The following is a 23,494-nucleotide window of genomic DNA, read 5'->3' as shown; positions in this document are numbered from 1 at the left end:
GAGACGCAAATCCGATGGAAAAGACGCAAATATCATCTGGGAGACGCAAATCCGGTGAAAAAAGACGCAAATCTGCCCCGAATCGACGCAAATCCGGTGGAAGAGACGCAAATATCATCCGGAAGACGCAAATCTGGTGAAAATGACGCAAATCTCAACCGGAAGACGCAAATCCGGAGGAAAAGAGACAAATCTGCCCCGAATCGACGCAAATCCGGTGAAAAAGACGCAAATCTGCCCCGAATCGATGCAAATCCGGAGGAAAAGACACAAATATCATCCGGGAGACGCAAATCCGGTGAAAAAGACGCAAATCTGCCCCGAATCGATGCAAATCCGGAGGAAAAGGCGCAAATATCATCCGGAAGACGCAAATCCGGAGGAAAAATATCATCTGGGAGACGCAAATCTGATGAAAATGACGCAAATATCATCTGGGAGACGCAAATCTGGTGAAAAAGACGCAAATCTGCCCCGAATCGACGCAAATCCGGTGAAAATGACGCAAATATCATCCGGGAGACGCAAATCTGGTGAAAATGACGCAAATCTGCCCCGAATCGACGCAAATCCGGTGGAAGAGACGCAAATCTGCCCCGACCGACGCAATTCCGGTGGCAAGTACCCAATTCCCACCCACATCAACGCAAAAAAAATCAATCCCGAAGAAGGAGATGAATCATGGCGACGATTAAAGATATAGCGGAAAAAGCGGGCGTTTCGATTGCGACGGTATCGCGTGTGCTTAATTATGATTCCAGCCTATCTGTCAGCGATGACACGAAAAAGAAAATATTTGAGATTGCCGAGGCGCTTTCGTACAAAAAACGTCCCTCCAAAAAGTCTCCTTCCGCTCGGATTGGGATTCTCCTTTGGTACACTGAAAAGGAAGAGCTCAATGACCTGTATTACATGTCGATCAGGCTTGGAATTGAGCAACGCTGTGAGCAGCACGATATCAAGACAGCCCGATTTTACAACAGCATTGAAAGCATGAAGCAGGAGGAGCTTCATGGAATTATTGCAGTTGGAAAGTTCAGCCCGAGTCAAGTCGAAGAGCTCTCGACAATGGCAGAACACCTCGTGTTCGTCGACTCAAACCCTGCCGAGGATGTCTATGATGCAGTCGTGATTGACTTCGAAAAGGCAACGAAGACTGTGCTGAAGCATTTTATCGAGAAGGGTCATACAAACATCGGCTATTTAGGTGGTCGTGAGGAATTCAAGGATCATTCTGCGGAAATTGATGAGATCCGGGAGAAGACGTTCAAATCCTACCTTACAGATTCAAATCTATATAATGAAAGTAACTTATATATAGGAAGCTTTACGGTTGAGGATGGCTATAAGTTGATGAAACAGGCAATCACCGAAAAAGGCGACGCACTGCCAACAGCATTTTTCGCTGCCAACGACTTACTTGCGATTGGCGCTTTACGTGCCTTGAACGAAGAAAAAATAGCTGTTCCTGACCGAGTGAGCCTCGTCGGGGTCAATGACATCAGTGTGTCCAAGTACGTTTTCCCACCATTATCAACAGTTAAAGTTCATACCGAAGTCATGGGTGAAACCGCCGTTGACACCATCCTTGAACGGATTACAGGAAGACAAATTGCAAAAAAGATATTCATTACGACCCATTTAGTGATACGAGAAACCTAGTCCCCGACTAGGTTTTTTGCACTCTATTTAATAGGAAAGAAAGCGCACAAATATCTCCATGAAACCTGCGAAAAAACGAGAAACCTTAGTTCAAATCTCTCACGTTTTTCCATAAACTGTAGATTTGGCTATTCCACTCCAAACTCCTAATTGTAAAAAAATGGACCGTCCTTTACAAATTGATTACTAAACCTTCTCGAAACAATGATTTTTCTCTCTAAAACAATGAAAATGCTTACAAAATACCAATAACGTGACGATGGTTGTCAAGTTACATTTTTATTACAAACATTAATAACAAAAGGACTATTCTCCTACGAATTGTAATAAAGTGCTTCAAGAGGCTCGATTTCAAGATATTATGTCGAGGTTTATCAACGTTCTTTCGTTTTATGAAACATCAAAAGGAACTAGTAGGGTAGTACACCTTAGGTAGTAGGCGGGTCCGGTGCAACATGCATTTTGTAGAAAAATGTATACAAAACAGGTCTTAAGTATGGTTTTATTTATTATTGGAATATTCGGGAGAAATTGACCTAATCCAAAATATCCGTTAATTTTTAGTATATATCTGGAAAAAATGTGAACGAACTATGTAAACTTCGCCCCGATAATGAAGGGGCTAACTCATATAAGTAGGTGATTTTTATGGGGATTAATGTTTCTGCTGCCATTTCACAGGCAAACCAACTTCGCAACTATGCCTCACAGCTTCGTAATCTAAAAAGCTCACTAAATGGGTTTCAAGGAAATATAAACTCGGCCTGGCAGGCGACAGAGGTGCAGTATATCAATCAAGCAATCGCGGAAATCAATCGTGAACTAAATACGATTGCCTCAAAACTTGATTCAGTCGCTCCAGACATCATTCAGGTCGCAAACCAAATCAAGCGTGAAGAAGAGGCAGCTGCTCGTGCTGCAGAGGAGGCCAGAAGAAAGGCTGAAGAGGAAGCACGAAAAAGAGCTGAAGCAAGGGCTCAACATCTGCGCTGAACATGATATTGATGGGTTCGCCCATCGGTACTTCAGATTAGTCAGTTACGCTAGAAGTGAAAGGCGGTCACAGCCTTGATTATTATAAAAAAACTAATTCAATACCTCTCCTTGTTTTTTGTGATGATGTTTTATATTGAAGCATTGGAGAGTATCTATGTTGGAAAAACGACGAGCGGCTTCATCATGCTCATCATCCTTCTTCTATTAAACTATTGGATTTTAAATTGGATGAGCAAGTACCCTGTCTCATATCCAGGGATGTATTTTTTGAACGGATTGCTAACTCTTATTAGTTTTATTTTTATCATTTATTTGCTTATTTTCATAACCGGCAGACGGACTTTTGGCCAAAGTGTAGGGTACTTCATTCTTATACTTGGGCTGCTATCTGCCGTGTTTTGGTGGAATTTTAATGTTTTAGAAGTATTGCGAAGGAAGAAAAGGAAAAAGGAAACGCCCCAAAGGATTCAGAAGAAGTCGTTGAAAAACCGGCGAAAGAAATACGGCGCAAATTCGCGAAGGCGCATTTGATAGGAGAGATTTGCTTTGATATTAACTCTATTTGATCGGGAAAAGGCTTTTACATTTGTACTGCCGGAACGCATTACGGGGCGTTATATTTTAACGTCTGAAGATGGTAACGGTAAAGCAGCGGATATGATGGCGATTGAGGCGGAGGACGGCAAATGGTATTTGAAGTCCAACAAATCGGCATTTCTGAAAAATGACAAGCAGGAAATCCTTGTCAAACAGGAAATTGAGCCATTTAAAACATACACCATTTCGCGTAACAATGATGCATCCGCGCTTTTATATGTTGAGCCACCGACAAGTGATCGAAATGAGTATACAAAGCATGAGGTGACGGGAAGCAGCATTCGGGTCGGACGTGGAAATGACAGCCACATCCGTTTCTCAAACAAACTGGTTTCCAGCTCCCATTGTGTGATTCAGTACGACGCACAGGGTCATGCAATTATCACTGACAATAATAGTTCGAACGGTACTTATGTCAACGGTGAACGCGTAAAGGAAAAGGTTCTTTCAGCCGGTGATGTCATTTACATCATGGGGTTAAAAATTATTTATAACGGCAAGTTACTATCATTAAATAACCCGCATCAATTGGTATTTTTAGACCGCAATGCCTTCCGTCCATTTGAGGTGCAAAAGCCGGTTATTGAGGACGAGGAGCCGCTCGACGACTTTGAAACGGAAGAAAAAAATGACGACCTGTTTTACCGTTCACCACGATTCAAACGTGACATCAAGAGGACGGAAATCAAAATCGATCCACCGCCTCAACAACGTGAACTCGATGAAACGCCATTGATGTTCATGCTCGGACCCTCGCTCACAATGGGGATGGGGTCCCTCTTCATGGGATTGTTCACGCTAAACAACGTGATGTCACAGGGCAGGAAATTCACGGAAGCCCTGCCGACATTGGTCATGTCGTTCAGTATGCTAATCGGAACGGTTCTCTGGCCGATTTTAACGAAGCGTCATGAAAAAAAGCAGCGCATCAAGCATGAAGCAAAACGTCAAAAAAAATACTCGAAATACATAGAAGAAATGGCTCAAAAAATTGAAGAAGAATGCGTACGGCAAAGTGAAATTCTTCATGAAAACCATGTTGCTCTTCAAAATCTTATTTCTAGGATTACAATGCAAAAAAGAAATCTGTGGGAGCGCGCGATTGGGCAAAATGATTTCCTCAAGGTCCGCCTTGGGATTGGCGATCTTCCATTAAATGCAGAGCTGAAATACCCGGAGAAAAAATTCACACTAGAGGACGACAATCTCCAGGATGAGCTTTATAAATTGGTGGAGGCTCCGCACATTTTAAAACAGGTGCCTGTCACGTTAAGTTTTGTTGAGGAGTATGTCAGTGGTGTGATTGGGCGTCGAAGTCGGGTGCAGGACTTTGTGAAGGGTCTAATTTTTCAATTAACGGCTCTCCACAGTTATGACGAGCTCAAGCTTGTGTTCCTTTACGACAAAGACGAGGAAGAGTACTGGAAGTTTGTAAGATGGCTTCCACATGTATGGGATGATGGGATGCAAATTCGCTTTATCGCAACAGATGCGACTGAGGTGAAGGAACTCTCCAGTTATTTTGAAAAAGAAATTGCATATCGTGTCAGTCTCGATGAGGAGCAGTTAAAAGACCTTGACCAGCATTATTTGATTTTCTCGATGAGTAAGTCACTTGCGTCAAGGGCCGAGATGTTTAACCTTCTTTTAGAAGAGAAAAAGAACATCGGGATTAGCCTTGTTACTTTATATGATGAGCTTAAAAATTTACCGAAGGAATGTACGATGGTTGTTGAGCTTGCGGACGACATGTCAAAGATATACGACAAGGACGATATTTCCGGCTCATACACAGCTTTTGATGCAGAATTTTATGAGCGTGAAGATGCGGAAGAGGTTGCGATTCGCTTAGCGAACATCCAGCTTGCTTCATCTGTTGAGGCGTACACGCTCCCAGAAATGGTGACCTTCCTTGAAATGTTCGGGGTAAGTAAAATCGAGCACTTGAACGCATTGACTCGTTGGAAGGAAAACAACCCGGTGTTGTCGATTGAAACACCAATTGGGGTTGACACAATGGGTGAACTTTTCAAATTAGACCTTCATGAAAAATACCATGGTCCACACGGATTGATTGCAGGTATGACAGGGTCTGGTAAGTCCGAGTTCATCATGACGTTCATTTTATCGCTTGCAGTCAACTATCACCCGGATGAGGTTGCATTTATATTAATCGACTACAAGGGTGGCGGAATGGCAAATGCCTTTTTAAATCTGCCGCATCTAGCTGGAACAATTACAAACCTTGATGGGGCAGCCGTAAAACGCTCCTTGATTTCGATTCAAAGTGAACTAAAGCGTCGCCAGTCCATTTTCAGTGAGACGAGTCGACGGATGAATACAAGTAATATTGACATTTATAAATACCAAAAGCTGTATCGCGAAGGTTTAGTAGAAGAACCACTACAGCATTTGTTCATGATTTCAGACGAGTTCGCCGAGCTTAAAACCCAGCAACCAGAGTTTATGGAACAGTTGGTGAGTGCGGCGCGTATCGGACGAAGCTTAGGTGTCCACCTAATTTTAGCGACCCAGAAACCGTCTGGTGTCGTGGACGATCAAATTTGGAGTAACTCAAAATTCCGAATCAGTCTGAAAGTACAGGAAAAAGCCGATAGTATGGAGGTCATCAAGCGACCTGATGCTGCCGAGCTGTCAACGACCGGCCGTTTTTACCTCCAAGTTGGGTATAACGAGTTGTTCGAGCTTGGTCAATCGGCATGGGCAGGGGCACCGTATTATCCAGCTGACAAGATTGAAAAACGTGTGGATGAAACCATCCGTGTGATTGACCATTTGGGTCGTGTCATCAAGAGTGCGAAGATTGACCGAAAAACAGCGGTAAAAAATCCGCCGAAGCAAATTGATGAAGTGACGAAGTACTTAGAAACTCTAGCAAACCAAGAAAATATCAAGGTCAAGCAGCTATGGCTCGAGCCAATTCCTGCAAAGATCTATTTAGATCAAATAGTTGAAAAATATAGGGATGCGACAAATAATCGCTTCGAATTAAATCCTGTAATTGGGGAATATGACGACCCGGCGAACCAAAGTCAAAATGTTATGAGACTACCAATCACTCAGGATGGCAATACTATCATTTATGGAGTTGCTGGCAGCGGCAAGACGACCTTCATTGCGACGTTAATGTACTCGCTAATGGAGTCCCATACACCGGATGAGCTACATGCCTATTTACTAGATTTTAGCTCTGAAACGTTAAGCTGGTTCCGAGAAGCGCCACATATTGGGGATGTTCTGTTATCCCATGATAGTGAGAAGATTGATAATCTCTTTAAAATGCTAAACAGCGAGATTGAGAGACGGAAAAAGCAGTTGTCCAATTATGGCGGTGATTTGCAGACGTACAACCGTCTTTCAGAGGATGGCTTGCCATCGATTGTGATTGTGATTCACAACTACGCAGCCTTTTCAGAAATGTATGAGGCACATGAGGAGACGATTTCGTACCTCACTCGTGAAGGCACGAAGTATGGCATTTATTTTATCGTGACAGCTGCACATACCGGTGCGATTCGCTACCGTTTGATGCAAAACTTCAAGCAGTTGTATGTGCTTCAGCTTAATGATACTTCTGAATACTCAGCAGTGCTCGGAAATGTTGACGGCGTCTTCCCATCGAAGCATAAAGGCCGAGGCATTTTCAAAGCTGATAGCGTATATGAGTTCCAGGTCGCTCTTATCACTGAGGGTGTAGAGGACATGTACCAATACATCACAGATTACTGTCGCAGTTTACGTGATAATTGGGGCAAGAGTGCTGCGAAACGGATTCCAGTCTTGCCGGAAAAAGTGGATATTGAGTATTTACGAGATGAAATTCAGTATAACAAGTCTCACCGACTACCAGTTGGTGTGGAAAAAGAATCACTTGCTATCACGTATTTTGATTTCGGCCAGTATTTTGTGAATCTTGTCTTGGCTAGCAGTAGTGAGGCAACTTCAGGTGTGATGCAGGGAATTTCAGAAATTGTTCAAAGTCATGAGAAAAATGAAGTGATCGTCCTTGATCCGAATGAGGAACTCATTAGAGTTGGCGGAAAGCATGTGTCTAGTGCAGCGGAGATTGAGGAGACAATCGTGTACTTGTTTAACACACTAGTGTTCCGCAACAACACAACGAAGGATGCGATTGAGCTTGGCGAGACACCACCAGTGTTCGAGCCACTCTACTGTATTGTTCATTCATTCAACGACATGATGATGCTTTTATCAGAGGATGGTCAGGATAAGCTGAAGGTATTTCTAGAACGCATTGACGGACTTAATGTGTTCATGATCATCTCAGATCGTGCCGACGCACTGAACTCAGTCGCATTCGAGCCTTGGTTTAAAAAGCAAGTCTCACTTAGCGACGGCATCTGGGTTGGGAACGGCATTACCGATCAATTTTTAGTAAAAGTTTCAAAAGTGACAAACAGCATGTACCAAGAGATTCCAGAAGACTTTGGATACGTGCTATCAAAAGGAAAACCAAAGTTAGTCAAGTTACTAACAGGTTCAGCAGTTCGGGAAGAGGAGGCAGTCTATCATGGATAAAGTGTTGGTCGAGGTTTTTATTCCAGCCTCTGGCGAATCCTACGACGTCTTCATCCCAGCCCAAAGTAAGCTCTATGAAGTCACGTTTTTACTCGCAAACACCATGACAGAGCTTTCTAACGGCTACTTTGTCGCAACCGACACCACGGTGGTGTGTGACCGCGAAACCGGAAAGATTTTTGACATAAACCAAACCGTGGAAGAGTTGGGATTTTTAAACGGGCAGAAATTGATGTTGGTTTAGGTTTTAAGCACGGCCTTTTCGGGCAAAAGCGAAAATTTCCGCTATGTCCCATATATTGAAAAGGTTGTCCCATATCCATCCGAAATGGTCCGATATATGGGATGTTTAGTCCGATAAGGACAAATTTATGTCCCATATATCCATCATTTTGTCCGATATCCGAAAAGTGAACCCGGACTGACAAGCCAAATCCCGGCCAAAATGCAATAACCAAGTGGCAATAGACGATTTTTACTAGGAATCAAAGTCATTTTTACGTAAGGAAGGTGCCAAATGAGGTTACAAAAGAGGGTAGTCTTATTCCTTCTTCTATTCATTCTCATAATAGGAGGAACAGGGTGTATGAATTCAAGCAGTGCGAGTACCGAGGATAAAGCAATCCAGTATTTAGAAGATAAGTATGATAAGGAATTTGAGGTTATGTATGCCAAAAAGGGCAGCAAGCTTTTTGAAGATTTGTATGGAGGCGACCTCATCACTGTTCATCCTAAAGGTGAACCTGACATCGTGTTTACAATTCAGGAGGATGGAGATGAGTTTGTCGATCTTTACTTACCTGCTAAGTGGGCAAACGAACTCCAACAAAAAGTAGAAGACCAAATTGCGAGCGAATTTCCACCTGGGACTCTTTTTAAAGTCATTTTACGCAATACAGGAAATGATGAGACTCTAAAAACTAAGTCTGTAGAAGACATTCTTGCAACGAGTAAAAATGTAGGTGTCAGTATTATTGCTGGTATAAAAACCTCTGGGGAACCAGATGTGAATCAGTACAGTCAAGGTATTTATAATGTGTTTAATTTGTTAAAAGGTTTAGGTACGAAGCAATATGTTCTTTCAGTAGGATTTGTAGATGAATCTGAAGACATTGATGAGTATATCAATACGGCTTATATCAATAATTTACCTTGGTCGAATTTAGATGCAAAAGTGTATGGTGAGGTAAATGTTGATTTCCGTTTAGATCCAGAGAACCCAAGCCCGAATGTCGAGCCTACCATGATTTTAAACGGACCTGAAAACGTTATTGAGAATTACGAATCCTTTGAGGAGTGATTGGGATGTCTCTTAATAACATTAACGAAAATGAAAAATATATCTTATTGCAGTTATCGTACATGGATATACCATCTGAATATCGTCCAAGTGGAAACAAATCGTTTACCTTAAATGAAATCATTTATGGAATCGATAGGGACGCATTAAGCAAAAATTCGAAAGATAAATATGACCAAATCATTAAATATATGGATGAATATGAATCATCACCTCTTCATGAAATAACGTTAAGTGGCTACCAAAACAATAATCCAAACGGAGGTAATTCGGGTGGTGAATCGAACTCTGGATTTGTTGGATATGCCCTCACGGATAAAGAAGGCAACGGTACCGCATTATTCAGAGGAAGTGAAATGGCTGGAATTGGTGATTTAGCAACCGACTGGGTATCAAATGTAGAGGCGGGTATCGGAATAACCATTCAACAGCAAAGAGAAGCAAATGATTTTTATGAAGCCTACATTAAAAATTTAGATGGGCAACAGTATGTATTCGGCCACTCTAAAGGCGGAAATCTGGCGGAGTATGTGCTGGTCCATAATCTTGAAGATGAAAAACTAACCTCGTATGTGGTGAATGGAGCTCCTTTATATTATTGGACCCTTACAAAGGCACAACGAGATGCGTTAAAGGATCGAAATACATTTATCGTCCATGAGGGGGATGTGGTTTCCTCTCTTGGCTATGCTCCATATGTGGATAAAACAGTTGCTGTCAATACGGACGATAGTGATCCTCTGTATGCCCATGGTTTAGAGAGTGTGGATTTTACTCCTCAGGGCGACTTTAAAAGCGCATCTGATGGCGCATCTCTTGTTCGTAATATTGGAAATCCAATTGCCGCAGCTATCGTTTTAGCGGCCTCCCTTCATCCAAAAGTGTTGGCATATCGAGCGGCAGCAGCGATTCGGGATGCCACATTATACATCCTAGACGCAGCAAAAAGAGGACTTGAAAAAGCAGTTAATTGGGTGAAAGACCAAGCAACAAAGTTTATTGCAAGTGTAAAAGAATTATCGCAACAGGTTAAAGACGAAATAAACAAGTTTATAGCGGATGTAGCAACGAAAGCGGCCATCCTTTTTGTAAAAGTAGTGGCAAAGCTCGGGGGCTACTTCCCGGTTGAACCTTACTTGAAAGTGAATGTCGATCGGCTTTACTACTATGCGCAAAGACTTGAAAGTATCAAACGCAGAGTGAGCGCACTGAATGATAGAATTGACTCCCTCTATTGGGAGGTTGACCTTTTAGATATGCGTCATGTGTTAAGTGCCGATATCCTTACTTCTTTTTCATACAGGCTCAATCAAAACATCAACTACTTAAATACCACTGCAAGATTGCTTGAATCGAGCGAAACGAAGCTAGTTAGTAAGGCAAGGATTATTAACTAACTATGAAAATAGTAAAAATGAGGAGGAAACTCAATGAAGCCTCATGTTAGACGGAAGATTAATAGCATTATCTATGAAATCAATGCTATCTCACGAGAACTCGATGAAATCTCAAACGGACTCAATCGCGAGTTCAAGGGGATAGGCTCTACCAAAAGTGCATCAAGCCTGCAAAGTGCCGCTGACAAATACCGAAGAGTCGGCTATGACCTGAGAAGGATTTGAGTTTTAACACTATCCAAAGTTCTCTCGGCCCAAGCCGAGTTAACTCATACAACAATATTTAAAGGAGGTGAAAACACAATGGCACGTTCAATTACAGTTGATCCAGCGAAATTAGACACTGCGGCTACTCGCATTGACCAACAATCTGCTGATTATGAGAGACTTTACAAAGCTCTTTACACAGAGGTTGAAGGCATGGGGGCAGCATGGCAAGGTACTGATAATCTAGCATATGTTTCTCAAATCAAGGGCTTCATGGATGACTTCCAAAAAATGACGAACTTGATGAGACAATACTCCGAATTCTTAAAGCTTAGCTCAAAAACATATCGTGAAACACAAAACGAGGTAGTAAACCAAGCTCGTCGCTTAACGAACTAATCTCATTACCTACTAATCTACCAATAAAGGAGGTGTCGAAATGTCAGTTGATGGAATTAAGATTTCCCTTGGCGAGGTTAGCAAAACCGCTGGGCAAATCCGTACCCTAAACCAACAGCTTTCAACTGCATTAGAAGACATCAAGAAGGAAATGAACGGCTTAGCCGCTACATGGAACTCTGACGCTTCTAATACAATTCGCGGAAACTTCAATGCGTTGGCTCCACGTTTTGAGGAATATCGTCAAGTTATTGATAGCTACGCGAAATTCCTTGATAACACTGTTACAAACTACAACGCTGCTGAAACTGCAATTAACAACAACGCTAGCGCATTTAAATAATCCATGAGGAGGGCAATTGGCCTCGCCGGTTGTCCTCATCTCATAACTTTATTCAGCAAGACCCTGAACTGGTGATACGGAGATTATTCTATTCAGTTGGTTCAATCCTAACTGAATAAAGGTAAGCCTCCGGCGGATGTCACAGATTTTCAAAGGAAACTTTTCGCGCGTAAGATCAAAGACTAAGAACGCCTCATCCTGTGGCAACGTCTTTGTGACCCACATCGTGCGAGCGCGAAAAAATCAGGACGCAAATACGCCAAGGCGCATTTGATAGAAATAGGAGTGCAAGAAAATGATTAAACATGTTGATTTACATATTGAAAACTATGGTGTTTCCAAATTCATCTTTTACAAGGTGCCAACTGAGCTCCGCGTTGATTTTACAGAAGCCGATAAGCTAAAAAACAACAAGGTTCCAGGGCTTTTGCCATGTGTTGTAATTAACAAGGACGATGAGGCGTATTTTCGCTATGACGTAGTATCTGAGGTGACACTTGCTCAATCATCCACTACCGAACTAACGAAAGAACATCTTCACTCACTTTTTACAAACATCGTCGAAACGTTAATTGAGTCGGAGCGCCTTGGGTTAAATGTGAACAACTTTGTTTTTGATGAGAACTACATCTTCATTGATAATTTTTCAAACAGATTAATTCTACTGTACATGCCGATTAAAAATAATATTTTTGAAAAGGTATCAATCCGGGAATTCTTCACCAGTTTCTTACACTCTCACTCCTATGATGAAAATGATGACCTGGCGTTTTTTGTGAGATTACATAATTATTTCGCAACATCAGAGGAAATCAATCTATATGCCCTTCAAAAAAAGCTGAACGAGCTGTTGTTGAACAAGCCGGCTTCACCTCAAAGTTTTAAGAGGCTGCCAATCCAAGATGAAGAACCGCAAACGCCGAATTACTATAGTCCTGGCAGTGAAATCCAGGCGTCTGAAGAAAATGGTGTGATTACGTCGGAATACAGCAGTAAAAAGGTTGATAAAAAGACAAAACAAAAGTTAGAGATTGAGGAAGAAGTTCAATACAAGCGGATTACGCGTACCGAGCTTGGCGAAGGAAACGCACTGTTTGCGGGTGGAACTTCAATCAACATTAAGCCAAATGTGGGGAGTCCGATTGCCTTTGACACGCATGAACCTGAGGAGGAAGAGGGTACAACCGTCCTTACCGCCTACAAGGAACCGGAAGAGGAAGAAGGAACGACAGCACTAGGTGTCGGCACAGGCTTTTATCAGCAGCAGCCATTTCTGCTTACAGCTACTAAAGAAAAAATCATGGTCACAAAGAAAGTATTTAAAATCGGCCGTGACCCTCAACACACCGATTACACATCGAAAAATAAAGTCGTTGGTCGTGTACATGCTGAGTTGATTACCGAAAACGGAGAATATTTTATCATTGACCAAGAATCACGAAACGGTAGCTATGTGAATGGCGTCAAGCTTGATCCGAAAAATAAAGTGAAAATCAAGCACGAAGACAAAATCAAGTTAGCTAACGAAGAATTTGAATTTAGGCTTTTCTAGGGTTCAAATATAAAAATATTGTTCAGATACAGGTGCCATCGGCTCGAGGTCACAAGCCAATTGCTTCGGAAGGCAAAAAACGCCTTCTGACCAGCGCTATTCTTGTGCTTGTCGCCTAGCCATGCGCATTACGCATTTTAAATGAGGTGAAAAAAAGTGGCGTTCATACATGCATACCACACAGATGTCGGGATTAAAAAGAAAACAAACCAGGATGCCATGCTCGTGAAAACAGCTAAAACGCCGAACGGATATGTCGGGATGTTCGTGGTTTGCGATGGAATGGGTGGGCTCGATCAAGGAGAATTGGCAAGTGCTACGGTCATTCGTGGTCTATCCAACTGGTTTGAGGAGGAGTTACCAGACCTGCTTCATTCCGAGCAGCAGGATGAGAACATCCGCCATGCACTCGAAGCATGCATCTCTCGGCAAAATGAAAAAATCCTGGAATACGGGGACGAAAATAATACGCAAGTCGGAACAACTGTCACTGCGCTCCTCATCATTTATTCGAATTATTATATCGTACATATCGGGGACAGCCGTGCTTATCAAATTCAGCAGCAGGTAACAAGGCTGACAAAGGACCAGACCTTGGTGGCACGTGAGGTGGAACGAGGAAACATCACACCAGAGCAAGCCTTGAAGGACCCGCGTCGCAATGTGCTTTTACAATGTGTTGGTGCGACAAGAGATCTTGATGTCGTTATCACCACCGGAGAAACTGAACCAGGCACTGTGTTTTTACTTTGTACAGATGGTTTTTATCATAAAATCACTGACGAGGAACTGCTTGAAGAACTCCGTCCGAATCAATTTTTAAACGAAAAGCAGTTAAAATACAAGGCGATAAAACTCGTCGATGCCGTGAAGGAACGGAAAGAGGTTGACAATATCTCCGTTGTTCTGGCGCATGTTGTGTGAAGGGCTAGATTTCGTAGCTTTAAAGAGTGGACGTACAATCTAGTTTTCGGTGTCTAGCTACAGGCGCCTTGCGCTTTTCAATTTTGGGGGAATTACATTGATTAAAATTGGAAGTTTTATAGATGATAGATATGAAATATTGAAGGAGATTGGCCGTGGCGGGATGAGTATTGTCTATTTAGCGATGGACAATCGACTCAACAAGTCCCTCGTCGTCAAAGATATTCGCAAACGTGACAACAGCAATAACGAGCTCCTCATCAACAGCTTAGTCGTCGAAGCGAATATGTTGAAGAAACTCGATCACGGTGCCCTTCCAAAGATTTACGACATCATCGAATCTGAGGGCGACATTTATGTTGTGATGGATTATGTCGAGGGTGAATCACTTAAGCAAAAGCTGAAGCGGGAAAAAATCATTTCGGCAAAGCTTGTGATTAACTGGGCAAAGCAGCTTGCTGAGGTTCTCCATTATTTACATACGAGAAAGCCGCATCCAATCATTTACCGCGACATGAAGCCGGACAATATCATGTTGACGCCGGAAGGGAAAATCAAGCTGATTGACTTCGGGATTGCGCGTGAGTTTAAGGATGAGAGCTTGACCGATACGACGAATCTTGGAACGAAAACGTATGCGGCACCAGAGCAGCTTTCCGGGAAACGTACGGACGCTCGAACGGACATATACAGCTTGGGATTGACACTGTACCAACTCATAACAGGTAAAAGTCTAGCTGATCCACCGTATGAAGTGAGACCAATTCGCCAATGGGACCCGACTTTACCAGAGGGACTTGAGCACATCATTTTAAAATGTACCCAGGCTGAACCGGAAAATCGCTATCAAACCTGTGAAGAGCTTTTATACGATCTTCAAAACATCAATAAGCTTACGGCAGGCTACCGGAAAAAAATGATGAAGCGGCTCTACCTTTTTTTACTACCAGCCGTCTTATGTCTTGGTTTTTCCACGACATCAGTGCTCGGTTATCAAGGTATGCAAAATGAGCAGTTCCAGGATTACATGGGGCTTGTCAATGAATCTAGTATTTCGTTGATTGAGGGCAATGATACCGAGGCAATCAAGCTTCTTGAAAAAGCCATCAAGGTAGACAAAGGTCGTGCTTCTGCCTATATCAACCTACTTGATGTGTATATCAACAGAAATGATGTCGATACGGGTCTTTCGAAAATTGAGTCCTATGTGAATGACGAATACGGGAACATCCATAAAAATAGTGAAGTTCTTTTTAAGCTAGGAATGACGTATTTTGACCTGAAACGTGATTATCCAGTGGCATTGAAGTATTTTAAGCAAGTTGATGAAAAAAAGATTCCGGATGCGAGTTACTACATAACACTTGCGACAACATTGGGCGGAATGAATATTGATTATGAACAGTTTTCTACGAATCTCATAGAATTTGAAAAGTTCAATGACAACCTCCCGAATAACGCGAAAAAGGTAGATAACTATAATTCACTTGCGAATATCTACATTTCGTATAAAGGTCAAATCGCGGACGCCAATACGAAGGCCATTACGGTCGTACAAAAAGCACAAGAGGTTCTCGAATTGGCACCGGATGAGCAGTTGCAGCTCAAATATGAAATTGAATTTGAGCAAAAGCTTGCCCAGGCTTTTTATAGCAGAGGCGTCAATTCAGAAGACCAGGTTGCAGCCCGTGATGACTTTGAGCAAGCAATTGACCACTACAATAACCTGCTTGAATTAAATGTGCAAAACAAGGAAGAGGTTATGGTCGATATCGGTGTGATTTATCAGGAGATGGGCGAACAGTCTCAGGCAGTTGAGCAATTTGAGGGGATTTTAAAAGAATATCCAAAAAGCTTAAATGCCTATGTGAAGCTTGGCAATCTGTTGCTAGATATTGAACAAGGAAAGCAAGAGGATCAGCGCAACTACAGCAAGGCAAAGGAAGTTTTCAATAAGGGCGGTCAACTTGAAGGTGCCCAGAACGATGAAGCCTATAAAAAGCTTTCCAGACGCATGGGAAATTTAAATATTAGATAGTGGGACAAAGGGACAGGTACATCGTCCCAGGCGGGGACAATGAACCTGTCCCCATGTCCTTTGCACATTTCTTTGAAAGGGGGGCTCTCGATTGGAATACCAGATCATGTTTTATGGGGGATTAGCGGGAGCGTTGATCACGCTCATCATCTCAATCATCGTCTATATGAAACTACAAATCTCTCAGGTTTTTGCGGATATTACGGGGAATCGATTTAAGAGAAAGAGGAATAATGACCGCATTTCCCTTGAAGCTCAAGAAACGAAGCGAACAACAAGTGAAATCAAGCTTCGGAAAAAGGAGGTTCCTGTTGCAGCATCGGCGGAAGTGGAGGACACAGCCCTCATGAGCCAAGAGCTCGAGCCTACCTCCATGCTTGATGAAACAAACATGGAACCGACAGCATTGCTGGTAGAAAGCGATTCGCTGGAGGAAACATCGCTGTTATCAGAGGAAACGGCTCTATTACAGGATGATGATGAGACGACATTGTTGGTAGAGGACGACGAAACATCAATTCTCCTCGAAGGTGACGGCGAAACAGCCATCCTAACTGAAGTCGAAGAAGAAGAATCCGACTTCCAAATTGAAATAGATGTCATGATTGTCCACACAAATAAAATGATCGAACAAAGGAGCGTAGTAAAGTGATAGCAATGATCTCAAGAAGCTACCGAAAAAACAAATCGGTATTCTGGATTCCGATTGCATTTGTTTTGGTGCTTTCGGTGGTTTTGTTTAGCCTGAACGTATCATCTCAGGTCAATACGGAACAGTATGTCGAATTTAACAAAAATAATAAAATTGAAAAATGGGAGATTGGCAAGGACTTTTCAAAAGAGTGGTACATAAATGGAGATACTCTTCAATTTAAGGTCGATTTAACAGATGACTATGGGGAATATATGAGTTTGGAGACAGGTGGGGAAGAACCTCCTGAGGATTCAGTAAATACTGAAGGAAGCCAAACACAAGAGACTACGGATAATCCATCAGGAAGCGAAACAACTGACCCTTCCGCCCCTGAAGGATCCGAAACAGAAGAGACAACAGAAGTGGAACCTGAACCAGTTGAAACAGTGACACCTCCAGATCCAAACAAGATACCTTTTGACATTAATGTAAAAGGTCCTGGAAGTGTTGCCGTTACGCCAATCACGGAAGGCGGATTCAAAGGTCTATACAGTGTATCCGTTACAGGCCTTACCAAAGATGGCAAAATTCCGGTGGAGATTGATTTTAAAAAAGACACATGGGTAATGGATCCACCAAATAAATCAGAATTTCACGTAAAACGAGATACCGTTAAACCAATAGTTAAACTGTCTGGTGCACGTGAAGGCGGGTTTTTTGAAGAAACGGTCTACCTTCAAATCGATGTTGAGGAAGAAAACTTTGAACAAAATTTAAATATCGCAGTTAAAAAGGATGGCTCCGATTTTGAAACACCAGAAATCGTGTGGCAAGGAAAAAAAGCTTCGATCGCATTTAAAGATGTTGGCAAATATGAAGTAACGGTAACGGCAAAGGATAAGGCAGGAAACGTTAGTGATGAACAGGCCATCTCTTTTGCGAATGTAAGTCAGGCAGCTAAAATGTCTATTGCTAACAAAACAGATAATGACTTTTACAAAGAGGGAGTAAATATCGTTATCACTAATCCACTGTCTATCGACACAGCTAAGCTAACATATAGCAAGGATGGCGGTGAACAACAAACCGTTGATATGGAGATCCACAATAGCCTCTTCTCGAAAACAGCAACATACACTCTTTCTGAAGAGGGAACATATAAAATTAGTGCAAAAATAACTGATTTTTGGAAAACAACAGAGACGGAGTTAGGAACTTTACAGAACATCGTCATCGACAAAACACCACCTGATCTTGAAATTACAGGAGTAACAAATGGTGGCAAATTTACAGAATCCCAGGATATGGTCATCACAGCGTCTGACCTACACTTGGATGAAAGTAAGTCCGTTTTAAAACTTACGAAAAATGGAGAAGTGACCACAATCACTGGTAAAGATGCTCTTGCTAAACGTACGTTAACAGACGGTGTATACAATGTTGACCTTACTGTATATGACAAGGCAGGAAACGAGAAGAACTCTACAGCCCTTAATTTTACAATTGATACCGAGAAACCGGAATTGAACATTACAGGAGTTGAAAATGGAAAGTTTTATCCTAAAGATGAGAATCCAACTGTTCATTTTTCTGTAAAAGACCTTACACTTGATTTGGCGAAAACAACCCTTGTTGTCAAACAAAACGATACGAACTATGCAGAAGAAATTACATTCAAGCAAAATGGTACAATCGCTGAAGCAAGTCATACGTTTAAAGCGGAAGGCACATACACAATCGAGTTGAGCTCAACTGACCAACTTGGAAATGATGCAGAGAAAATTACGAGAACTTTCACTCTCGATAAAACACCACCAACAGCAACTCTAAAAGGTGTAGAGAATAACAAGAAATACAACCGCCAAGTAGATGTGGATATTGTTGCGGAAGACACAAATAAAGATGATGGCCGCACTATTTTACGCGTCACAAAAGATGGTAAAACGGAAACCTTTAAAGGTGACAAAGCCCATAAAACACATAGCTTCAAACAAGAGGGAGTCTATGAGATTGACGTCGACTACTTTGACAAAGCCGGAAACCAGGCTGATTTTTCAAAAGTGTCATTCATCATCGATAACTCAAAACCAGAAGTTGCTATCACGGGTGTAAGTGAGAATGAGTTTGCGAATGCCGATAAAAATGTCAAGTTTACGGTTGAGGATTCGCATATTGATTTAGACAACATTATTCTTACGATTACGAAAGATGGCAAGGATTATCCAACAGATGGAATTACATTCAAGAAACATAAGAACCGAGAAGCGGAGGCAGAGCATACGTTTACCGACGATGGTGATTATGTTATAAAACTTAAATCTACTGACGAGGCAGGAAATACATCTGCAGAAAAACAAGTCAGCTTTACAATTGATAAAGTCAAACCGAAAATTGTTGTTACAAACATCGGTCATGACGGCAGATACAATGATGACCGCGACGTGACAATCACAGTGACTGACCTAAACATGGGCGAATCAAATGCGACAGTTACGTACAATGGCGAAGCATATGAAATTGACCCACTCGTGCTTAAAGATCAGATGGCAACAACGAAACACATGTTTACAGATGAAGGTGTTTACGAGCTGCAAGTTGTTTCAACGGATAAAGCAGGTAACGTAAGCACAGAAACGATCAAATTCACGGTAGATAAAACCGGACCTGGTATTAAGTACTCCATTGAAGATGGAAAGTATTTTAACGATAACAAAGTGAACCTAACTGTTACCGTTGATGACTACACACCGTTTGTACCTGAAATCACAGTGAAAAACGGAGATAAACCAGTCAAGATACAGAAAGATGGTTGGATTGAGAAAATCGTCTGGATGATCACGCAGGAATTAACTATTCCTCTTGAGGACGAAGGTGTTTATTCGGTTCAGGTAAAAGCAAAAGATTACTTTGGCGCTGAAAGCACAAAGGATTTAGGCTTTACAATCGACCGGAAAGCACCAGAAATTACGATTAGCGGTGATATCCCGAATGAAGGTTTTGTTCAAGGTGAAAATGAGTTAACCATTGATATCGATGATCTTCATTTTGACGAAACGAAAAATGAAGTCCTTGTGAATGGCAAACCAGTTAAGGACGCGAAATGGACTGAAACACCAACAGGCTATCAGTTCAAGCAAAGCTTCCCAGACGATGGTAAATACGAAGTCACGGTTCGTTCCGAAGACTTTGCAGGTAATAAATCTACCGTAAAAACCCACAAATTCACAGTGGATAACGAAAAACCAGTTATCGACATTGAAAAAGTGAAAGACGGACTATTTTACGATAAAAAGCAAACAGCCACCATTAAGGTGAACGAGCTGAACTTTGCAAACAACGAAGTAAAGATTGAAGTAACGAAAAATAATGCACCGTACGCATTTGATAAGTGGAAAAACGAGGCTGTTGAATCAAGTCTTACTATTCCATTTAATGAAGACGGCGACTATGTGATAAAAGTATCTGCGAAGGATGCAGCAGGAAATATTGCAGACGCAAAACAAGTGAAATTTACAGTGGACGAAAGCTTCCCTGCTTTAAAAATCACAGGTGTCGAGCATATGACGAATTACAATGAAAGCAAGCCAGTTTCTTTTGAAGTAACAGATGCAAACATCGACCAAACATCATTACGTGTAACGAAAAACGGCAAGGCGTATGCCCTTCCTGCATTCGATCAGTCTAGAACGAAAGCTAGCTTGAAGCACAATTTCACAGAAGAAGGCAGCTATGTGCTGTACTTCAACGCAACTGATAAATCAGGCAACAAAACAACGCATGATGAAATTGCTTTTATCATCGACAAAACCAATCCGGTTGTAAAAATTGACGGTGTTGACCACCAGTCCTTCAACCCAACTGGCAAGCGGGTAACCGTTTCTGTTGATGAATTGAATTTCGGTACCAACTTTGTCGTGCTTTCGGTAACGAAGGATGGCAAGGTATTTAACATCGGAACATGGCAAAACAACAACAAGCTTTCAAGCTTAGGCTACAATTTCAAAGATGATGGCTTGTACACAATTGCGATAAGTGCTGAGGATAAGGCTGGAAATGGACCTATCAAAGCCAACAAGACATTTACAATTGATACAACAAAGCCGGCAATAGACATTACAGGTGTTGACAATGCCGCACATTATAATGTTGATAAGCAAGTGAGTATCGCGATTCGTGATGTGAACCTTGATGTGAATCGCATTACCGTAACACGAAATGGTAGAGGCTATAATGCTGGTGGATTTGGGGTTGCGAATCAAACGGCAAGACTCAGCCATAATTTTAGTCAGGAAGGCGACTATGTGATCAATGTTGAAGCAATTGATAAAGCGGGCAACCAGTTCAGCGAGCAAATTGCTTTTACAATTGATAAAACGGCTCCAGTCATCACACCGAAATTTAAAGGTCAAAGCCGTGTCATTAAGGATGGCGAATACATTAATGAAGTATTCACACCTGAATTTGCACTTGACCAAAGTGAAGACACAATCGTTTCAGTAACGATGAATGGTTCTAATGTGACAGGTCGAATTCCAACGGCTTCACTTGAAATGCAGTACAAATACAGTGTTCTTGCACGAGATAAAGCAGGAAACGAATCAACGATTGACATTAGTTTTATCCTTGATACAACAAGGCCGAACTTGAATATCACAGGTGTGTTAGATGGATTCTTCAACAAGAACCAATCACCAACTGTAACCTATTCCGATCGCTATCTTGATTCCAGTCGTTCAAAAGTGACATTAAATGGCCGTCCATTTGTGAATGGAATGCAATTAAGTGATGAGGGAGATTACATTTTAAAAGCGGAAATTTATGACTTAGCGAACAATGTGTCATCCCGAACTATCGTGTTTACGATTGATAAAACATCACCAGTGATTAAGTTTAAGGAAGCTATTTCAGAGAAGTATTTCAAGGAATCCCTGCTTCCAGAGCTACTGATTGAAGATATCAATGCCTATGACATCATTTCGCAAACCTTGAATGGTCAGCCATACAATCTAGGCGACCCAATTGAGGAAGAAGGCAAGCACGTACTCTTCTTCGAGGTGAAGGATAAGGCAGGAAATATCCAGCAGTTAAGTGTTGAGTTCATCATCGATAAGACTGCACCAAAGGTTGTTGTGGATGGAGTTAAGAAAAATGAAACATACCGTGACCCAGTCAATCTTTCAATCAGCCTTGATAATCCGAGTGATACACTCAAGTCAGTGACAATCAATGGAGAGCTCTTCGATGGTGTGGTAAAAGAAGTGAATGGAACAAAAGTCATTTCCGTCACACTTTCAGATATCAACAAGTACAAAGTTGAAGTGTTAGCCTTTGACGAGGCTGGTAATGAAACGAACGAGGCAATTGAATTCGAAATCGTTGAAAAAAGCGTACTCGTAAAGTTCTATGAAAATAAAACGTTATTTGCGGGGACAATGGTAGGACTAGTCGGTGCTGCAGCAGCCGGTGCCGTAGCTCTTCGTCGTAACATCATCCGCAGAAGAGACGATAAGAAAGAAATGTAACTTTGGAGGATAAAATCAAAGACTAAGAACGCCACGTCTCGAGTGGCAACGTCTTTGTGACCCACATCGTGTGGACTTTGAGGCATTCGCTGTTTGGCGGATGCCTGTTTTTGAAAAAATGGTAAAATCAAAGGAGGGTGTAGTTTTGTCTAGAATCACGATTAAACCTAGTCAAGTTATGGGAAGTAGTCCTCAATTGGGGTCGATTGCTTCAAAACTTTCCTCTATCGAGGGAGGTGTGGCATCAGTCAGAAATTCCATCGATTATCGAATTTTGGCCAGGACCTCGGCACGGCCACAATTAAATGAAGCAGGTAATTCGATTGACCAATTAGAAGCAAAGGTAAAAAAGCTACAGTCATTTTTAAACCTATCTGTCAGTCGCTATTCATCAACAGAACGCTACTTAAACGGTGCGTTTATGACGATGGAGGCAGCTCGGTCAATGAGCCCGGCAAGCCCAGAAGCAGGCGGAAAAAAAGCCGAGTCAACAAAAAAGAAAAACACCGATCCATCGTCGCTTGTTTATAAAGTACTTTCATATTTTAATAGTGTCAGCTCCCAAATCACAAATTGGGACATTGCTTTAGTCGGCTCACAGGTATTGTCAGTCGCATCTTCAGCATTTTTAATGAGAAACTTAAAAATAAACTATATTGGCGGAAAACCAACAATTGGGCAAAGATTCCGAGGTCAATATAAATTTACAGTAACTGCAAAACCTTCATGGACGAGTAAAACGGGATATAGTTCTAAAATAGCAAAATATCTATACGACTTTTCAAGGTCAACTCCAACAAATCCAGTTTCAAAGTTAGCCCATTCTTTTGTAAGTTCCTATAGAGGACCAGCTGCATTGTTAAAACATGCTGCAGGTTTTTCAAAAAATGTGAATGCTGCCATGCACGGCACGACACTCATGGGGCGTTTCCATAAAAGAATTACAATCGGTACCAAGGAAGTTGCAGCAAGTCTTGCAAAAGCAAGAGGATTTACGGCGGTTGCAAATCGAATTCCAATGGTAGGAAATATCATTGCCGTCGCGGCGAATGCAACAGAGTTAGTAGATCCGAAAAATGCTAATTTAACAGCTGCTGAAAAAATTGGACGATTTACGTTTGGATCTGTTGCGAGCGTAGGGGCCATTGCGGGTGGTGCAAAGCTAGGCGCTATGGCAGGAAGTTTAGGTGGCCCGGTTGGAATTGTAATAGGAGGAGCCGTCGGTGGGCTTGTAGGAGGAATTGTCAGCTCAAAGGCAGCTGAGCCAATTAAGAAGGCTGGTGAAAAAGTCTTTGGAGCGGTTGAAAATGTCGGGAAATCAGTCTTTAAATCAGTAAAAAGCTGGTTTGATTAATTACATGTT

At 41.9% G+C, this 23,494-nt stretch carries 16 protein-coding genes; all 16 read left to right on the top strand.

Features of this window, described 5'->3' with window-relative positions; translation table 11 throughout:
* Window positions 1-456, top strand: a 456-nt coding sequence (locus BTHG_RS11395; RefSeq protein ID WP_010676871.1) for a hypothetical protein, incomplete at its 5' end; no start/stop codon positions are given.
* Between the two features lie 225 nt (window positions 457-681).
* Window positions 682-1,662: a LacI family DNA-binding transcriptional regulator gene (locus BTHG_RS11385; RefSeq protein WP_010676869.1), complete on the top strand. Its 981-nt coding sequence runs from the start codon at window positions 682-684 to the stop codon at window positions 1,660-1,662.
* A 648-nt stretch (window positions 1,663-2,310) separates the two neighbouring features.
* Window positions 2,311-2,655, top strand: coding sequence for a kinetochore Spc7 family protein (locus BTHG_RS11380; protein ID WP_010676868.1), 345 nt, complete (start codon window positions 2,311-2,313; stop codon window positions 2,653-2,655).
* A gap of 549 nt (window positions 2,656-3,204) precedes the next feature.
* Window positions 3,205-7,815 (top strand): type VII secretion protein EssC, encoded by a 4,611-nt coding sequence (gene essC, locus BTHG_RS11370; RefSeq protein ID WP_010676866.1) that lies wholly within the window; start codon window positions 3,205-3,207, stop codon window positions 7,813-7,815.
* A complete protein-coding gene (locus BTHG_RS11365; protein WP_010676865.1) occupies window positions 7,808-8,059 on the top strand; it encodes a methyltransferase in 252 nt (83 codons plus the stop codon). Before essC ends, BTHG_RS11365 begins: the two co-directional genes overlap by 8 nt.
* A 342-nt stretch (window positions 8,060-8,401) precedes the next feature.
* Entirely contained in the window at window positions 8,402-9,115 is a 714-nt protein-coding gene (locus BTHG_RS11360; RefSeq protein ID WP_010676864.1) for a hypothetical protein, read from the top strand.
* Between the two features lie 5 nt (window positions 9,116-9,120).
* Complete coding sequence (locus BTHG_RS11355) at window positions 9,121-10,512, top strand: Mbeg1-like protein (protein ID WP_010676863.1); 1,392 nt, start codon at window positions 9,121-9,123, stop codon at window positions 10,510-10,512.
* Window positions 10,513-10,545: 33 nt separating this feature from the next.
* Complete coding sequence (locus tag BTHG_RS11350) at window positions 10,546-10,737, top strand: hypothetical protein (RefSeq protein WP_010676862.1); 192 nt, start codon at window positions 10,546-10,548, stop codon at window positions 10,735-10,737.
* A gap of 78 nt (window positions 10,738-10,815) precedes the next feature.
* Complete coding sequence (locus BTHG_RS11345) at window positions 10,816-11,118, top strand: WXG100 family type VII secretion target (RefSeq protein ID WP_010676861.1); 303 nt, start codon at window positions 10,816-10,818, stop codon at window positions 11,116-11,118.
* 40 nt (window positions 11,119-11,158) lie between these two features.
* The gene (locus BTHG_RS11340; protein ID WP_010676860.1) at window positions 11,159-11,461 is read left to right on the top strand and encodes a pore-forming ESAT-6 family protein; all 303 of its coding nucleotides are present in this window, start codon (window positions 11,159-11,161) and stop codon (window positions 11,459-11,461) included.
* Window positions 11,462-11,756: 295 nt separating this feature from the next.
* The gene (locus BTHG_RS11335; RefSeq protein WP_010676859.1) at window positions 11,757-13,013 is read left to right on the top strand and encodes a DUF6382 domain-containing protein; all 1,257 of its coding nucleotides are present in this window, start codon (window positions 11,757-11,759) and stop codon (window positions 13,011-13,013) included.
* A 156-nt stretch (window positions 13,014-13,169) separates the two neighbouring features.
* Window positions 13,170-13,937 carry a PP2C family protein-serine/threonine phosphatase gene (locus BTHG_RS11330; protein WP_010676858.1) on the top strand — a complete coding sequence of 256 codons (768 nt, stop codon included), beginning with the start codon at window positions 13,170-13,172 and terminating at the stop codon, window positions 13,935-13,937.
* 97 nt (window positions 13,938-14,034) lie between these two features.
* The gene (locus tag BTHG_RS11325; RefSeq protein WP_010676857.1) at window positions 14,035-15,975 is read left to right on the top strand and encodes a serine/threonine-protein kinase; all 1,941 of its coding nucleotides are present in this window, start codon (window positions 14,035-14,037) and stop codon (window positions 15,973-15,975) included.
* Window positions 15,976-16,066: 91 nt separating this feature from the next.
* Window positions 16,067-16,627 carry a hypothetical protein gene (locus BTHG_RS11320; protein WP_010676856.1) on the top strand — a complete coding sequence of 187 codons (561 nt, stop codon included), beginning with the start codon at window positions 16,067-16,069 and terminating at the stop codon, window positions 16,625-16,627.
* A gap of 5 nt (window positions 16,628-16,632) precedes the next feature.
* Window positions 16,633-22,131: an Ig-like domain-containing protein gene (locus BTHG_RS11315; protein WP_232284466.1), complete on the top strand. Its 5,499-nt coding sequence runs from the start codon at window positions 16,633-16,635 to the stop codon at window positions 22,129-22,131.
* A gap of 145 nt (window positions 22,132-22,276) precedes the next feature.
* On the top strand, window positions 22,277-23,485 hold the full coding sequence (locus BTHG_RS24725) for a hypothetical protein (protein WP_010676854.1): 1,209 nt from the start codon (window positions 22,277-22,279) through the stop codon (window positions 23,483-23,485).
* The last annotated feature ends 9 nt before the right edge of the window (window positions 23,486-23,494 follow it).

It is taken from the genome of Bacillus timonensis, from assembly GCF_000285535.1.
GTDB lineage: Bacteria > Bacillota > Bacilli > Bacillales > Bacillaceae_L > Ferdinandcohnia > Ferdinandcohnia timonensis.
Note: the sequence above shows the minus strand (reverse complement) of the source record. Positions and strands in the feature narration are given on the sequence as shown.

What these genes read in the sequence shown, in the direction of transcription:
- BTHG_RS11385 (WP_010676869.1), top strand. Translation starts at nt 682, where the DNA reads ATGGCGACGATTAAAGATATAGCGGAAAAAGCGGGCGTTTCGATTGCG.
- BTHG_RS11380 (WP_010676868.1), top strand. Translation starts at nt 2,311, where the DNA reads ATGGGGATTAATGTTTCTGCTGCCATTTCACAGGCAAACCAACTTCGC.
- BTHG_RS11365 (WP_010676865.1), top strand. Translation starts at nt 7,808, where the DNA reads ATGGATAAAGTGTTGGTCGAGGTTTTTATTCCAGCCTCTGGCGAATCC.
- BTHG_RS11360 (WP_010676864.1), top strand. Translation starts at nt 8,402, where the DNA reads ATGAATTCAAGCAGTGCGAGTACCGAGGATAAAGCAATCCAGTATTTA.
- BTHG_RS11355 (WP_010676863.1), top strand. Translation starts at nt 9,121, where the DNA reads ATGTCTCTTAATAACATTAACGAAAATGAAAAATATATCTTATTGCAG.
- BTHG_RS11350 (WP_010676862.1), top strand. Translation starts at nt 10,546, where the DNA reads ATGAAGCCTCATGTTAGACGGAAGATTAATAGCATTATCTATGAAATC.
- BTHG_RS11345 (WP_010676861.1), top strand. Translation starts at nt 10,816, where the DNA reads ATGGCACGTTCAATTACAGTTGATCCAGCGAAATTAGACACTGCGGCT.
- BTHG_RS11340 (WP_010676860.1), top strand. Translation starts at nt 11,159, where the DNA reads ATGTCAGTTGATGGAATTAAGATTTCCCTTGGCGAGGTTAGCAAAACC.
- BTHG_RS11335 (WP_010676859.1), top strand. Translation starts at nt 11,757, where the DNA reads ATGATTAAACATGTTGATTTACATATTGAAAACTATGGTGTTTCCAAA.
- BTHG_RS11315 (WP_232284466.1), top strand. Translation starts at nt 16,633, where the DNA reads ATGATCTCAAGAAGCTACCGAAAAAACAAATCGGTATTCTGGATTCCG.